General features: G+C 45.4%; 13 protein-coding genes and 1 tRNA gene. 13 read left to right on the plus strand and 1 reads right to left on the minus strand.

Going from position 1 to position 13,792, the window contains the following annotated elements:
- Positions 1 to 29: 29 nt before the first annotated feature.
- The 7 genes from FYJ59_RS00570 (at position 30) to FYJ59_RS00600 (ending at position 8,435) form a co-directional block, all read left to right on the plus strand.
- Positions 30 to 2,711, plus strand: a complete 2,682-nt coding sequence (locus tag FYJ59_RS00570) for a translation factor GTPase family protein (protein ID WP_154494839.1) — start codon at positions 30 to 32, stop codon at positions 2,709 to 2,711.
- A gap of 138 nt (positions 2,712 to 2,849) precedes the next feature.
- Positions 2,850 to 3,233, plus strand: a complete 384-nt coding sequence (locus FYJ59_RS00575; RefSeq protein ID WP_154494840.1) for a hypothetical protein — start codon at positions 2,850 to 2,852, stop codon at positions 3,231 to 3,233.
- 81 nt (positions 3,234 to 3,314) lie between these two features.
- The gene (locus tag FYJ59_RS00580; protein WP_154494841.1) at positions 3,315 to 3,875 is read left to right on the plus strand and encodes a DUF1653 domain-containing protein; all 561 of its coding nucleotides are present in this window, start codon (positions 3,315 to 3,317) and stop codon (positions 3,873 to 3,875) included.
- Between the two features lie 5 nt (positions 3,876 to 3,880).
- Complete coding sequence (gene mutY, locus FYJ59_RS00585) at positions 3,881 to 5,020, plus strand: A/G-specific adenine glycosylase (RefSeq protein WP_154494842.1); 1,140 nt, start codon at positions 3,881 to 3,883, stop codon at positions 5,018 to 5,020.
- A 21-nt stretch (positions 5,021 to 5,041) separates the two neighbouring features.
- Positions 5,042 to 6,070: a glycosyltransferase family 2 protein gene (locus tag FYJ59_RS00590; RefSeq protein WP_154494843.1), complete on the plus strand. Its 1,029-nt coding sequence runs from the start codon at positions 5,042 to 5,044 to the stop codon at positions 6,068 to 6,070.
- Between the two features lie 276 nt (positions 6,071 to 6,346).
- Positions 6,347 to 8,053 carry a methyl-accepting chemotaxis protein gene (locus tag FYJ59_RS00595; RefSeq protein WP_154494844.1) on the plus strand — a complete coding sequence of 569 codons (1,707 nt, stop codon included), beginning with the start codon at positions 6,347 to 6,349 and terminating at the stop codon, positions 8,051 to 8,053.
- Positions 8,054 to 8,201: 148 nt separating this feature from the next.
- Positions 8,202 to 8,435 carry a helix-turn-helix domain-containing protein gene (locus FYJ59_RS00600; RefSeq protein ID WP_022154692.1) on the plus strand — a complete coding sequence of 78 codons (234 nt, stop codon included), beginning with the start codon at positions 8,202 to 8,204 and terminating at the stop codon, positions 8,433 to 8,435.
- 59 nt (positions 8,436 to 8,494) lie between these two features.
- Here the strand turns inward: FYJ59_RS00600 and FYJ59_RS00605 are convergent.
- Positions 8,495 to 8,567: transfer RNA gene (locus tag FYJ59_RS00605), tRNA-Thr, on the minus strand.
- A 258-nt stretch (positions 8,568 to 8,825) separates the two neighbouring features.
- On the opposite strand from FYJ59_RS00605, the gene FYJ59_RS00610 reads away from it, so the two are divergent.
- The 6 genes from FYJ59_RS00610 (at position 8,826) to FYJ59_RS00635 (ending at position 13,779) form a co-directional block, all read left to right on the plus strand.
- Complete coding sequence (locus FYJ59_RS00610) at positions 8,826 to 9,458, plus strand: RNA polymerase sigma factor (RefSeq protein ID WP_154494845.1); 633 nt, start codon at positions 8,826 to 8,828, stop codon at positions 9,456 to 9,458.
- The gene (locus FYJ59_RS13870) at positions 9,455 to 10,351 is read left to right on the plus strand and encodes a hypothetical protein (RefSeq protein ID WP_205839414.1); all 897 of its coding nucleotides are present in this window, start codon (positions 9,455 to 9,457) and stop codon (positions 10,349 to 10,351) included. Before FYJ59_RS00610 ends, FYJ59_RS13870 begins: the two co-directional genes overlap by 4 nt.
- Before the next feature lie 217 nt (positions 10,352 to 10,568).
- Positions 10,569 to 11,075, plus strand: coding sequence for a hypothetical protein (locus FYJ59_RS00620; RefSeq protein ID WP_154494846.1), 507 nt, complete (start codon positions 10,569 to 10,571; stop codon positions 11,073 to 11,075).
- A 345-nt stretch (positions 11,076 to 11,420) separates the two neighbouring features.
- On the plus strand, positions 11,421 to 11,630 hold the full coding sequence (locus FYJ59_RS00625; RefSeq protein ID WP_205839415.1) for a KTSC domain-containing protein: 210 nt from the start codon (positions 11,421 to 11,423) through the stop codon (positions 11,628 to 11,630).
- 221 nt (positions 11,631 to 11,851) lie between these two features.
- A complete protein-coding gene (locus FYJ59_RS00630; RefSeq protein ID WP_022154685.1) occupies positions 11,852 to 12,805 on the plus strand; it encodes a polysaccharide deacetylase family protein in 954 nt (317 codons plus the stop codon).
- 92 nt (positions 12,806 to 12,897) lie between these two features.
- The gene (locus FYJ59_RS00635) at positions 12,898 to 13,779 is read left to right on the plus strand and encodes a polymer-forming cytoskeletal protein (protein ID WP_154494848.1); all 882 of its coding nucleotides are present in this window, start codon (positions 12,898 to 12,900) and stop codon (positions 13,777 to 13,779) included.
- The last annotated feature ends 13 nt before the right edge of the window (positions 13,780 to 13,792 follow it).

Consider the following 13,792-nt stretch of genomic DNA (forward strand, 5'->3'; position numbering starts at 1 on the left):
AACCGGATATAGAAGGGTTAACGATAGGAATGAAGAAATTAATCATAGGAATTCTGGCACATGTGGATGCCGGCAAGACAACACTGGCGGAAGGCCTTTTATATACCTGCGGAACGATCCGCAAGGCAGGAAGAGTGGATCACGGAGATGCTTTTCTGGACAATGGGGACATGGAGAGGAAGAGAGGCATTACCATCTTCTCCAAGCAGGCGAGAATCCGGTGGAAAGATGTGGATATCACTCTGTTAGATACCCCTGGGCATGTGGATTTTTCCGCTGAAATGGAGAGGACACTGCAGGTACTGGACGCAGCCATCCTTGTGATCGACGGCAGTGACGGCGTGCAGGGGGATGTCTACACACTGTGGAAATTATTGAAAAGATATGAGGTTCCGGTATTTTTATTCGTAAATAAAATGGATCAGCCGGGCACCGAGCGGGACAAACTACTGGCCGAACTGCAAAGTAAGCTGGATGGCAATATTGTAACCGTTGAAAATATCATGGCGCAGTATGAATCCGGAGAGGACCGTGAGCAGGAACTGGAACATGCCGCCATGTGCAGTGAAGTACTGATGGAGGAATATCTGGAGACCGGAGACTTGCAGCCGGAGAGCATAGCATTCACTGTGGCGCAGCGGAAGCTGTTTCCCTGCTTTTTTGGATCCGCATTAAGACAGAAAGGCATAGAAAAGCTGTTGGACGGGCTGTCTTTCTATCTGCCGGAACCGGAATATTCACAGGAGTTTGGAGCCAGAGTCTATAAAATCGGCAGAGATACGTCGGGGAACCGTCTGACGTATCTGAAAGTCACCGGAGGGACGCTTCGGGTCAAAATGATGATCGGTAATGAGAAAAGCGGTGCCGGGGAAGAGACCTGGGAGGAAAAGGCAGATCAGCTACGCCTGTACAATGGAGGAAGCTATGAGACCGCAGACAGCGTGCCGGCGGGAGAAGTCTGTGCGGTCACAGGACTTACGAAGACATTTGCAGGACAGGGACTGGGCTATGAAAGCGAGAATCTGGCACCGGTGTTGGAACCGGTATTGACCTACAGGCTGAGTTTTCCCCCGGATGTGGATCCGGTGACAGCGCTCGGAAAGCTCAGACAGCTGGAAGAAGAGGAACCGCAGTTACATGTATTATGGCAGGAGGAAAAGCGGGAGATCCATATGCAGGTCATGGGGCAGGTGCAGATGGAGATCCTGAAAAATATCCTGTGGGAGCGTTTCGGACTGGAAGCGGAATTCGATGCGGGAAGCATTGTCTATAAGGAGACGCTGGCGGAACCGGTGGAAGGCATCGGACATTTTGAACCCCTGCGACATTATGCGGAAGTGCACTTGTTGTTAGAACCCGGTGAACGGGGCAGCGGCTTGCAATTTGCCTCTCTGTGCAGTGAGGATATGCTGGATCGGAACTGGCAGAGACTGATCCTGACTCATTTGGAGGAAAAAAGGCATGTGGGAGTGCTCACCGGATCGGAGATCACAGATCTTCGAATACTGTTGATCGCCGGGAAGGCACATACTAAGCATACGGAAGGCGGGGATTTCCGGCAGGCGACTTATCGCGCCATCCGGCAGGGACTGCGCAGTGGGAAAAGTATTCTGCTTGAGCCGTGGTTTTCCTATCGACTGGAAGTGCCGACAGAAAATCTCGGCAGGGCAATGTCAGATATCACCAGAATGAACGGACGATTCGATCCGCCTGTGACCGAAGGAAACAACAGTGTACTGATGGGCAGTGTGCCGGTGGCAACCATGCGGGATTACGCCAGAGAAGTGGCTTCCTATACCAAAGGACACGGAAGACTGTCCTGCAGCCTGCAGGGGTACGAGCCCTGCCATAATCCGGAAGAGGTGATGGCACAGACGGATTACGATCCGGAGGCGGATACCGCCAATCCTACCGGTTCCGTATTCTGTGCCCACGGGGCCGGTTTCCAGGTGCCATGGGATCAGGTGTCGGAATACGCCCATGTGGAGAGCGGCTGGGTACCGGATTCGGAGGAAAATGCAGAGTCGGAGGATGTCGCTTTACAGGGAATGCCGGCAGTGAACAGACGGCAGGGAGCTGTACGTCAGACGGGTGGCGGCACAGAGCGTATCATATCCCAGGAGGAGATCGAAGAGATCTTCCGCAGGACCTATGGAAAAGGGGCAGAAGATCCGCATAGATTCCGCAGATATCATACATCCTCCGGCAGTCGCAGCAACTATACGGAAAGTCCGGCAGACAGTATGCGGACACCGAAGACCAAAGCAGGCCCTCAGGAAAAACCGGAAGAATATCTGCTGGTGGACGGTTATAATATTATTTTCGCATGGCCGGAGCTGCGGGAGCTGGCACAGATCAATTTAGACAGCGCCAGGGACAAATTGATGGATATATTGTGCAACTATCAGGGATATCAGGGATGTCGGCTGATTTTGGTCTATGATGCCTATAAGGTGAAGGGAAATCCGGGATCTGTGATGAAATATCATAACATAGAAGTGGTCTATACGAAGGAAGCGGAGACTGCAGACCAGTATATTGAGCGCACCACACATGAGCTGGGAGCAAAACCGCAGAAATACCGCGTGACGGTAGCTACCTCAGATGCCCTGGAGCAGATGATCATCTGGGGCAACGGTGCAGTCAGAATGTCTGCCCTGGGGTTAAAAGCAGCGGTGGAATCCGCCGGAGCAGAATATTTTAACAGCTGAATTATAACCGCTTCGCAGTGGCGTTAGGATTGAGGTGGTTTTATAGTACTTGAAAAAAGGTAATCTATATCTGTCGGATGGAGCGGGTGATGAAAGCTCCGGTAAAAACCCGGATAAAAGAACAGAGAGGTATAGATTATGAGAAGAAAAGCCATTTCCAATATTATGTTTTATGTTATTACAGTATTATTGATCCTGACCATTGTATTCTGCATCGGAAGCACGGTGAAAAGCGAAAGCAGCAATGAAACACAGCGTATTGAGAATCAGGTGAAGGAACAGCAGCTGCTTACAAAGGTGAAGCAATATCTCAATGAGAATGGCTGCTGTAACAGTGGTGTGACACTGACTTATGTGACGGATGAAAGCGGAGCATGTGATTATACCTTTACGATCCACCATAAGAGGATCAATGACATGAGTGAAGAGGAACGTGAAGCTTTCAGCGCAGAGCTTATGCAGGCATGCAATGCTTCCGGCAGCTACAGCATCTCTTATGAATATCTTCTGACAGATTTTTAAGGGAGACATGACATTTTTCAGAATAGGGGTTATACTGTTACCATATGCCTCGGCAGAGGCGATGGGAAAGGAGAAGGACAGATGACATTTATTCCCAAACCACATGAGATATATAAGCATTTTAAAGGAAATCTGTACCAGATCGTTACGATAGCACAGCATTCGGAGACCGGAGAGCAGCTGGTGATCTATCAGGCAATGTACGGAGATTTCAAGACCTATGCGAGACCGCTTGCGATGTTTACGAGTGAAGTGGATAAGGTCAAATACCCTGAGGTACAGCAGAGATTCCGTTTTGAGCTGCAGGGTGCGGACGCGGACAGACAGACCCGTGAGACTGACGCAGTGAGTGAGGCGCAGGGCGTAGCAGCACAGCCGGTGGCACCGGCTGTGCAAATAGAAGTTGCAGATGAGGAGCCCGCACTGGATCCCCTGGTACTGGAATTTTTAGATGCGGATTCCTATGAGCAGAAGTTAAATATTCTCGCAGGCTTACATCACCGGATCACCGATGAGATGATCACGACCATGGCAATCGCCTGTGATATCGAAGTAAATGACGGTGAGACGGAGGAGCGTTTTGAAGAACTGAAAAACTGCCTGCTCACCATGGAGAAGTTTGAATGCAATCGCCTGCGGTAGACACTATGGATAAATACAATGAAAATTTAACGGATGTTAAGGAAATCTTTAGGAAAGGTGACCTTCGGGCGATTCCCAAACCACTTTTAAAATGGTATGATAATAATCGTAGGATTCTTCCCTGGAGAGAACAGCCCACACCCTATCGCGTATGGGTCTCTGAGATCATGCTACAGCAGACCAGGGTGGAAGCGGTGAAGCCTTATTTTCAGAGATTTATGGATACCCTGCCGGATATCGCGGCATTAGCGGAAGCACCGGAGGAGACTCTATTAAAGCTTTGGGAGGGACTTGGTTATTACAACCGGGTGCGTAATCTGCAGAAAGCAGCAATTCAGATCATGGAGGACTACGGCGGCAGAATGCCGGATTCTTATGAAGAATTGCTGAAACTGAAAGGAATCGGAAGCTATACGGCGGGAGCAGTATCTTCCATAGCTTATGGAAAACCGAACCCGGCGGTAGATGGAAATGTGCTCCGTGTAATCGCCCGCATCCGTAAGGATGATCGATGTATCTCAGAGGATAAAGTGAAAAAGGCCGTGGAGAAGGACTTGTGGGAGGTTATACCGAAGGACAGGCCGGGGGATTTTAACCAGGCAATGATGGAGATCGGAGCCTGCGTGTGTATTCCAAACGGTGCCCCTCATTGTGAGGAGTGTCCGCTTCGGCAGATCTGTCTGGCATACGAAGATCGAACACAGCAACAGTACCCGAATAAGGCAAAGGCAAAGGAACGGACCATAGAGGAGAAGACAATCCTCATTATCCGGGATGCGGAGCTTGCGGTGCTGCACAAGCGGCCGGCTAAGGGACTGCTCGCCGGAATGTATGAATTCCCGTCAATGAAGGGATTCTGCACGGCGGAAGAGGTGAAGGAATATCTGACAGAGAACGGACTGCAGGTACTCAGGATCCAGCCGTTGGAGGATGCAAAGCATATTTTTTCCCACAGAGAATGGCATATGAAGGGATACCTCATCCGGGTCGATGAACTCGCACCGAAGAAGGTGGGACCGGATTCTGCGGACTGGATCTATATTGAACCCCGGGAGACGCAAGACAGATATCCCATTCCTTCTGCATTTGCAGCTTATGCGAAGGGACTGAGCATGCAGCTTGGGATACCTCGAACTATGTTTTAATATGAAGAAAGGACAGCAATCATGAAATTACTTTCCATAGCAATTCCCTGTTATAATTCTGAAAAGTATATGAGAAAATGTATTGACTCCCTGTTAGTCGGAGGGGAGGATGTGGAGATTCTGATCGTTGATGACGGATCTACTAAGGATCGCACTGCGGAGATCGCAGATGAATATGAAGCACAGTTTCCTACGATCGTCCGCGCGATCCACAAGGAGAACGGTGGACACGGTTCTGCAGTGAATACCGGAATTGCCAATGCTACCGGATTATATTTTAAGGTGGTGGACAGTGATGACTGGGTGAAGCAGGATGCCTATTTTAAGATCCTGGACACTCTGCGGGAGCTGGCAGGAGGCGGTCAGGCACTGGACATGCTGATCAGCAACTATGTCTATGAGAAGGAAGGCGAGCGTCGCAAGAAAGTTATTCAGTACCGTCATATTCTGCCGGTAGAGAGGATGTTCACCTGGAAGGACTGCCATCATTTTATCAAGGGACATTACATACTGATGCATTCTGTGATCTTCCGTACGAAGCTGCTTCAGGAATGCGGACTGAAGCTTCCGGAGCATACCTTCTATGTAGATAATCTGTATGTATTCGAGCCGCTTCCTTATGTGAAGAATATGTTTTATCTGGATGTGAATTTCTACAGATATTATATAGGAAGACAGGATCAGTCCGTGAACGAGACGGTCATGATCTCCCGTATCGACCAGCAGATCCGCGTGACAAAGCTGATGATCGATTATCTTGTGGCAAAAAAACAAGAGCTGGTCAAGAACAGACGCCTGTATCAGTACATGCGTAACTATCTGGAAATTATTATGACAGTGTCATCCGTTCTGCTGATCCGCTCCGGTATGCAGGAACACCTGGATAAGAAGAAAGAATTGTGGGAGTATCTTAAGAGTAAGGATAAGAGACTGTACCTGTGGATGCGCAATGGCATCATGGGCGGAACAATGAATCTGCCCGGAAAAGGCGGACGTAAGATTTCCGTGGAGGGGTACAAGATCTGTCAGAAACTGTTTGGCTTTAACTAGTCGGGGGATTATTTTTGATAAGCCAGAAAAAGCTTCAAAAGTCTGAGCGCATAATCACGATCTCTTTGTTCGGAATTATTTAGCATAGTTAAAATAGCGGATACTTCGGCGGTTTGCCCGGGGTATCCGTTTTCTTCGATTTCTTTCCGTAAAAATTAACAAAGCGCAGATTTAGCTATCATCATTCAATTGAAGAAATGATTGTATAGTGTTATAATACGCATATAAAAGTGGCTTGTGGCATCATTTGTTTTTACAGCACAAGGGGAGGATTGAATGGAAAAACAAAAGCAGCAGGGAATTAAAAAACGCCTGACGAAGGGATTTGTTAAGGTAGCTGTAATCGGGGCGATTGCGGCAATGATTGGTGTTGTGGCATTATTGATAGCAGCGCCACAGTATGAAAAGGCATTGAACAGATATGGCTTTACACAGGGAGACATCGGAAAAGCTATGACGGCTTTCTCTGAAAGCAGAAGTGCATTGCGCGCGGTAGTCGGCTATGATGAGGAAGCGGTAATTAAAAAGCAGACAGAGCTGCACGCTGAGAAAAAGGAAGCGTTCAATACATACATGGAGGAGCTTGACAGAACGCTCCTGTTTGATGAAGGCAGAACGGCATATGACGAAGTGCTCCGAGCACTGGATGGTTATTGGGAACTGGATGAGCAGGTTTTGCAGCTGGCTATATCAGATGATGCAGATGGTTATTTGAAAGCACAGGAACTGGATACCGGAGACCTGACAACACAGTACGAGAATGTCTACGCACAATTTGTGAATCTGATGAATGTGTGTGTTGAAAAAGGGGATCGTGCAGAAAAGAATCTGCGTCATATGGAACTTATCATGTTGATCGTGATCCTTGTGATTGTAATATCCTCTTTTTGGAGTTCTGTCATACTGGGCAAAAAAATGGCGGGTGATATTGAGAAACCGATGGTGGCACTGGCAGACCGGCTTCAGTCGTTCGCGCAGGGAGACCTGGTAAGTGAATTCCCGGAATGCAATACAGAGGATGAAATTGCATACATGATCCGGGTGGCGAAAGAAATGGCAGACAATCTGAATCTGATCATTACGGATGCAGGAGAACTGCTGGGCCAGATGGCAGATGGCAATTATGCAATAGGAACTAAGATTGAGGAAAAATATGTTGGTCAGTTTGGAGCGTTGAAAAATGCAATGCGCAAGATGAACCGACAGATGAACAGTACCCTGGAACAGGTAGAGGAGGCTGCCAAGCAGGTATCTGCCGGAGCTGAGAATCTGGCACAGTCTGCACAGTCACTTGCAGAGGGGGCTACGGATCAGGCGGGTTCCGTGGAAGAACTGACAGCAACAATCACCAATATTACAGATTCGGTCACACGTACTGCCGGTGAGCTTCAGAAGACTACACAAAAGGCTGAGAACTATGCAAAGCAGGCAGACGAAGGTCATACACAGATGAAGGCATTGATGGAAGAAATGGATCGGATCAATGAAACATCTAAAAAGATACAGAATATTATTGCTGACATTGAAGATATTGCGAGTCAGACGAATCTGTTGTCTCTGAATGCAGCGATTGAGGCAGCCAGAGCCGGAGATGCAGGCAGAGGATTTGCAGTAGTGGCAGAACAGATCCGTAAACTGGCCGAGCAGAGCGCACAGTCGGCGGTAGATACCAGAAGCCTGATCGAGGGATCGTTGCAGGAGATTGAGAACGGCAATATGGCAGCGGAAGCGGCAGCCGACTCATTGGAACAGATCGTTACAGGAGTTAAGGAGATTGCTGCAGATGCGAAACGTCTCAGCGAGGAATCCGAGGCACAGGCGCAGGCTATGGAACAGGCAGAAGTCGGAGTGAATCAGATATCCGAGGTAGTACAGTCGAATTCGGCATCGGCGGAAGAATCTTCGGCTACCAGTGAAGAATTATCCGCACAGGCATTCTCATTGAATGATCTGGTGGGAAAATTCATATTACGTTGCAATTAATATAAAACAGTATTCATATCGACTCTTTTCATCCGGTGATCCGGAGAAAGGAGTCGATATTTTTATGCATTGAAACTTTCATTATAACTGAAATTTCGTTTTCACTTTATCTATTAGAATTGTAAGGGTAGATACAGGAGATGTGAAAATGAATCAGAAACATTCAAAAGAGTATAAGAGCATAGGACAGACAATTAAAAAATACCGTAAGCTCAGAGGACTTACGCAGGAACAATTGGCGGATATGGTTTGTATCAGCATTAGTTATCTTACCAAAATCGAAGCACCTAATTGTGACCAGCCTTTTTCGCTGGAAGTGATTTTGGATATATCGGAAGTGCTGGATATTTCTGTTCATCAGTTATTGGAAGATGTTAAATAGAGAAATAAAAAAATGATCTTAAAAGCCTATAACTTTTAAGATCATACTTTTTAAAGAAGAGCTGCTGACGGGAATCGGACCCGTGACCTCCGCACTACCAATGCGACGCTCTACCGACTGAGCCACAGCAGCATCACGTGATTGTTATGCAATCACCGTGGTCTATTCTAACAAAAGCGACCTTGTTTGTCAACACTTAATCGGCACAAATATTAGCGGATTTTGTCGCGACAAATAATTGACAGCAATTTTATGAAAAGCTAAATATATAGATACAAAATAGAAATTTTAAACGAATCGTAAAAACATCTATATTTAGTATAGGAACGAATGGTAAATTATATATGAAAAATTTTGAGAAGATAAAACCTCATAATGGAGCGATGACAAATGCATAGGAAAAAGACAGAAGAGATGGAAGCAGACCATCAGGAGTTTAACAGATTGATTCATGAGAATCAGGAAATCTTATATGACTTCATCAAATACAGGATACTGGACAAGTCTCTGGCACAGGATGTATTACAGGAGACGCTTTATATTGCTTATAAAAAGTGGGATCAGCTGAAGGAACATCCCAATCAGGCAGGTTTTCTGATTGAAACGTCGAGACACAAAATCCAGGAATTTAATAGAAAGACCAGGAAGTTACAACGTGAGATCCCTATAGAAGGTCATGAGCATATTGAGGCGAAGGACCAATATGGTAAAGTAGAATTAGATATCGTATTGGAGAATGATCTGGACAAAGAAGAAAAGAAACGTTTTTCACGGTATTTTGTACGTGGGTATAAAATACCGGAAATGGCAAAGCTGGAAAATACGTCCGAGAACAATATGAGCGTACGAATCAACAGGCTCCGTGGGGAAGTGGCAAAAATCATATACGATGGTAAGGTATTCGACAAAAAACAAAAAATGTCTGTAAGAAATGACAAAAAAGAGACACATATAATAGAGAGGGATAAAGGTCAGGCGTCGAAGCCGGACGATGAGATACAGAAGGGAACAGAGCAGAAATGAAGAAACAGGACAAGGAAAGTCTGATTCAGGAGATTCAGAAACGGTTAGATTGGTATACAATGGAAGCTTCCGATGAAGAGTTTGATGCGGATGAAGTTCAGAATTTATTAAAACTGCTGGACAGTCTGACACCGGAAGAGGAGAAGGACAGATTGTCATCGGATGAAGTTGTGGATAACTTTTGGAAATATTGTGCAGAGCGTGAGGAAGAGGAAAGAATTCTGGCAGCGGCAGATGAGCCGGAGAAAAAGAAAGAGTATAAGGTACTGCATTATTTTCAGAAGCACAGGGCTGTTGTAGTGGTAACGGCTGTATTGATTGTTATCATGCTGGGAGGTTCCTGGCAGATGGCCGTAAATGCAGAGAAGCATGGCGGATTCTTCTGGTGGATGGATAAGAATGAAGAGGGAACAACGATGATAACATCACCGGAAACAATAGATAATTCGGATAACTATGCTGTATTAAGTTATAAAAAAATAGAGGATATACCAGAACAGTATGTAAAATATGCACAGATACCGGTAACAAATACTTTGTTGAAGGGATATCATTTAGACAGCATAAAAATGGTCGTAACAGATGATGCACATACAATATATGAATATTTTGTTGATGATAGCAATGATCTTATATATTTTGAAATTAAAATATATGAACAAGAGATTTTAAGAGTGAGGGAAACATATCCGGGGTATGAATTCTGTGAGGAGTTTGAAAATGATGGTATCAATTTAGAAGTTTTTAAAAAAAATGAAGATAATGGAAAACAAAGGTATGTAATATACTTTTATTATGGAAATGAAAAATACGCAGTTATTGGAATGGTTGGTAATGAAAAGCTAAAAGAAATAGCAATCGAATACCAGAAGGCAGTAGTGGATAACTATTGAAAACAGTGATAAGAGGTTGGGTGACAAAACTCAATCTCTTTTTTGAGGACTTTTTTCAAAAACTTTTTTCAAACTTTTTTAAACTTTTTCAACTTTTTTCAAAAAAAGAAAATTTTTTTGTAAGATTTGAAGAATAAATCACATGTACTATATAGAGGAACAGTTTGAGCCTCTAAAAGTGTAGCAAAAAATCTTATGAAGGAAAGGAAAAACACGAGTGAGAGAAAGAAAACAAAAGAGTGGAAAAATAGTTGCTTTGGCATTGGCACTGATTTTTGCTTTTAGTGTGCCGGTACAGGAAGCACATGCAGAGGAAGCGAATCTCAATGAGAATAGCACTATGAAAGTAACTGTAACAAACATGAGTCCGGAATATAGTATTTCAGATGTGCAGCCACTAACAACGCTGTTTGATTGCGAAATCATTATGGCATTTAAAATGGATGAGGGATTGTGTATGACATTTACAACCTCCTGTGCCGGCACCGCATCAGTTATAGGCGTAAAGGACATTAAAGTACAGCAGAAGATGTGGTATGGATGGAAAACGGTATTAACTTCCGATGGAGCAGAAAATCATAATGAACCGATTTTTGCGGCAGGTTTAAAATACGCTGACGCCATCAAGGACAGAACCTACCGGGTTATCTGTACGCATTATGCAGACGTGGACGGCTACGAAGAAGTTGTGAACGACACGGGAGCATTTAAGTTTACCTACTAACTATCAATAAACGAAACTTTTATATTGCTACACTCGATCAAAACAAAATATTGTATTGGCCGCGGATAGCAAAAAACGTTATCCGCAGACCGGCACAGAGGGCGTGGAATACAGCACACGTATTCAGAAAGTATGCTAACACCTGCATAAGGGTAAAACGAAGGGAAAAATAAAATAAGCTGCGATTGTCATAGTGGGTGGGACAAAATCTTCACATGAAAGTATAAGGGGGAACTCTTTCAGGAAAGAGATATAGATGAACGCATTATAGTAAAGGACATTTCTGTCAGGGATGACAAAAGCAGAAACAGAAAGCGAGAACAAAAGACAATGAGAAGGTACATATTGGCTAATCCGATAATCAGATCCGCAGGGTACGATGCACAACGACAGGTGTTGGAGATGGAGTTCGCAAGTGACGGTCAGATCTGCCAGTTCGATAATGTACCGGAGGAGATATGGTATCGGTTTCGGAGCCATCACCTTCCGGCACTCTTTTTCCAACATTTCATTATGGGGCATTATCCGGAGCGAAAAATGCAGGAAATAGGGTAGAAAACCCGGGCATACAGGAAATACTCATTCACAGAGGGGAATATCATTACGGAATATCGAAATATAGAGGTAAAAGCTGCGGGGATAGGAATATCCGCCGCGGCTTTTAAAGTTTTACATAAATCTCTTTCCCAAAAAAGTGGAATATGCTATACTGTTACAGAAGTCTTGTCTGATGGAAGGAAAGATTTCAAAATAGGAAGAGAGACGTAGAAATATTCATGGCAAGAGAACTTCAACAGACAGCGCCGGACGATCGGCGGAGAAGAGTACAGCGGTTGAAGAAGATGATCATAGGCATTGTGATCGTAGGACTGTTGATTCCCATCCTGTGCTGTGTCTATCTGATCTGCAGACTGCATGCGATCAATGGGACTTTGCGGGATCTGGAACAGCGCCTGGAGGAACTGGATGCCAGGGACCGGGAACGGCAGACCCTGTTGCAGCAGCTACAGTCAGAGACTGCAATACAGCAAGGTGTCCAAACACAGGAAGAAGTAACTTCCGGTGAAGTGTCGGAGCATACGCCGGAGAGTGATCCCGGACAGGAGATGATTCACAAGGTTTATCTGACATTTGATGACGGTCCCAGTATTTATACCGATGAGATACTGGATATTTTGGACCGGTATCATGTGAAAGCTACTTTTTTTGTGGTGGGAAAGGATGGCTCTGAAGCGGAGGCGGCTTTGCAGCGGATCGTGGAGGATGGTCATACCCTGGGAATGCATTCTTACAGCCACAAGTATAAAGAACTCTATGAATCGCTGGATAGTTTTACAGAAGATTTCGCACGGATCAGAGACGATATCTACCAGGCGACCGGTGTGGAAAGCGTCTATTATCGTTTTCCGGGGGGCAGCTCCAATACGGTCAGCAATATTGATATGCATGAATTTATTGATTATCTGGACAGTCAGGGTGTGGAATATTTTGACTGGAATGTGTCCTCCGGAGATGGCGGAAGCAGGAATCTGTCTATCGATACCCTGTTGGAGAATTGTACAGAGGATATCGATACCAGAGATACATCGATCATATTGCTGCATGACTCTGCGGAGAAACCGACTACGGTGGAAGCATTACCGGATATCATAGAAAATATTCTGGCCAGACCGGATACGGTGATCTTGCCGATCACGGAGAATACCAGGCCGGTACATCATGTGGAATAATTGCAATTTTGAAAGTTCAGGGAACCGGAGAATTGCATTATATTATAGAAAATACTTATAATAGAACAAGAGATAAACGGAGGTACATAATCATGGGATTTTTCTCAGATTTGAAGGAAGATCTGTCACAGGCGGTGAATGAACTGATGCCGGAAGAAGATCTGAATCAGGGAGACGTCGCAGAGACTAAAGAGCAACCGGTTAAGAATATGCCGGAAACGACAGAAAAAGTGCAGACAGAGCAGCCCACAGATGCAACAATGGATAATGCAGCGTTGGAAGAGATGCTGAAGAACCTGGATTCTATTGAGATCCCTCAGGCAAATGCAGAAGAAAAGCCTGTGGAGGAAGCAGAAGAGACACCGGAACAGTCCGCGGAAGAAGCAGCGCTGGATCTGGATCATGTGCTTCAGAACAATATGACCGTAGGAAGTGTTCTGGAACAGGAACATAGAGAGGAAAACAAAGGAGCAGAGAAGAGAATGGACGTAAAGACCGCATCAGATGAAAACGCAATTATTACTGCCGGCATGGTGATCACCGGAGATGTAAGTTCCGAAGGATCTATGGATCTGGTAGGCACAATTAATGGAAACATTGATATTCTGGGCAAACTGAACATTACCGGATATATCAATGGTAATTCCAAGGCAGCTGAGATTTTTGCAGAAGGCGCGAAGATCAACGGCGAGATCATGAGCGAGGGCTCTGTGAAGATCGGAGCAAGTACGGTTGTCATCGGCAACATTACCGCTACCAGCGCAGCCATCGCAGGTGCAGTAAAAGGTGACATCGATGTACAGGGACCTGTCATTCTGGATTCTTCCGCTATCGTAATGGGCAATATTAAGTCTAAGTCCGTACAGATCAACAATGGTGCGGTGATCGAAGGTATGTGCTCACAGTGCTATGCGGAAGTCAGCCCGACTTCTTTCTTCGATGATTATAAGCCTGAGAAAAAGAAAACAAAATAAGGAGCATACGATC

Origin of the sequence: Waltera intestinalis (genome assembly GCF_009695995.1) — a bacterium.
GTDB lineage: Bacteria > Bacillota > Clostridia > Lachnospirales > Lachnospiraceae > Acetatifactor > Acetatifactor intestinalis.

What these genes read in the sequence shown, in the direction of transcription:
- FYJ59_RS00570 (WP_154494839.1), top strand. Translation starts at nt 30, where the DNA reads ATGAAGAAATTAATCATAGGAATTCTGGCACATGTGGATGCCGGCAAG.
- FYJ59_RS00575 (WP_154494840.1), top strand. Translation starts at nt 2,850, where the DNA reads ATGAGAAGAAAAGCCATTTCCAATATTATGTTTTATGTTATTACAGTA.
- FYJ59_RS00580 (WP_154494841.1), top strand. Translation starts at nt 3,315, where the DNA reads ATGACATTTATTCCCAAACCACATGAGATATATAAGCATTTTAAAGGA.
- mutY (WP_154494842.1), top strand. Translation starts at nt 3,881, where the DNA reads ATGGATAAATACAATGAAAATTTAACGGATGTTAAGGAAATCTTTAGG.
- FYJ59_RS00590 (WP_154494843.1), top strand. Translation starts at nt 5,042, where the DNA reads ATGAAATTACTTTCCATAGCAATTCCCTGTTATAATTCTGAAAAGTAT.
- FYJ59_RS00595 (WP_154494844.1), top strand. Translation starts at nt 6,347, where the DNA reads ATGGAAAAACAAAAGCAGCAGGGAATTAAAAAACGCCTGACGAAGGGA.
- FYJ59_RS00600 (WP_022154692.1), top strand. Translation starts at nt 8,202, where the DNA reads ATGAATCAGAAACATTCAAAAGAGTATAAGAGCATAGGACAGACAATT.
- FYJ59_RS00610 (WP_154494845.1), top strand. Translation starts at nt 8,826, where the DNA reads ATGCATAGGAAAAAGACAGAAGAGATGGAAGCAGACCATCAGGAGTTT.
- FYJ59_RS13870 (WP_205839414.1), top strand. Translation starts at nt 9,455, where the DNA reads ATGAAGAAACAGGACAAGGAAAGTCTGATTCAGGAGATTCAGAAACGG.
- FYJ59_RS00630 (WP_022154685.1), top strand. Translation starts at nt 11,852, where the DNA reads ATGGCAAGAGAACTTCAACAGACAGCGCCGGACGATCGGCGGAGAAGA.
- FYJ59_RS00635 (WP_154494848.1), top strand. Translation starts at nt 12,898, where the DNA reads ATGGGATTTTTCTCAGATTTGAAGGAAGATCTGTCACAGGCGGTGAAT.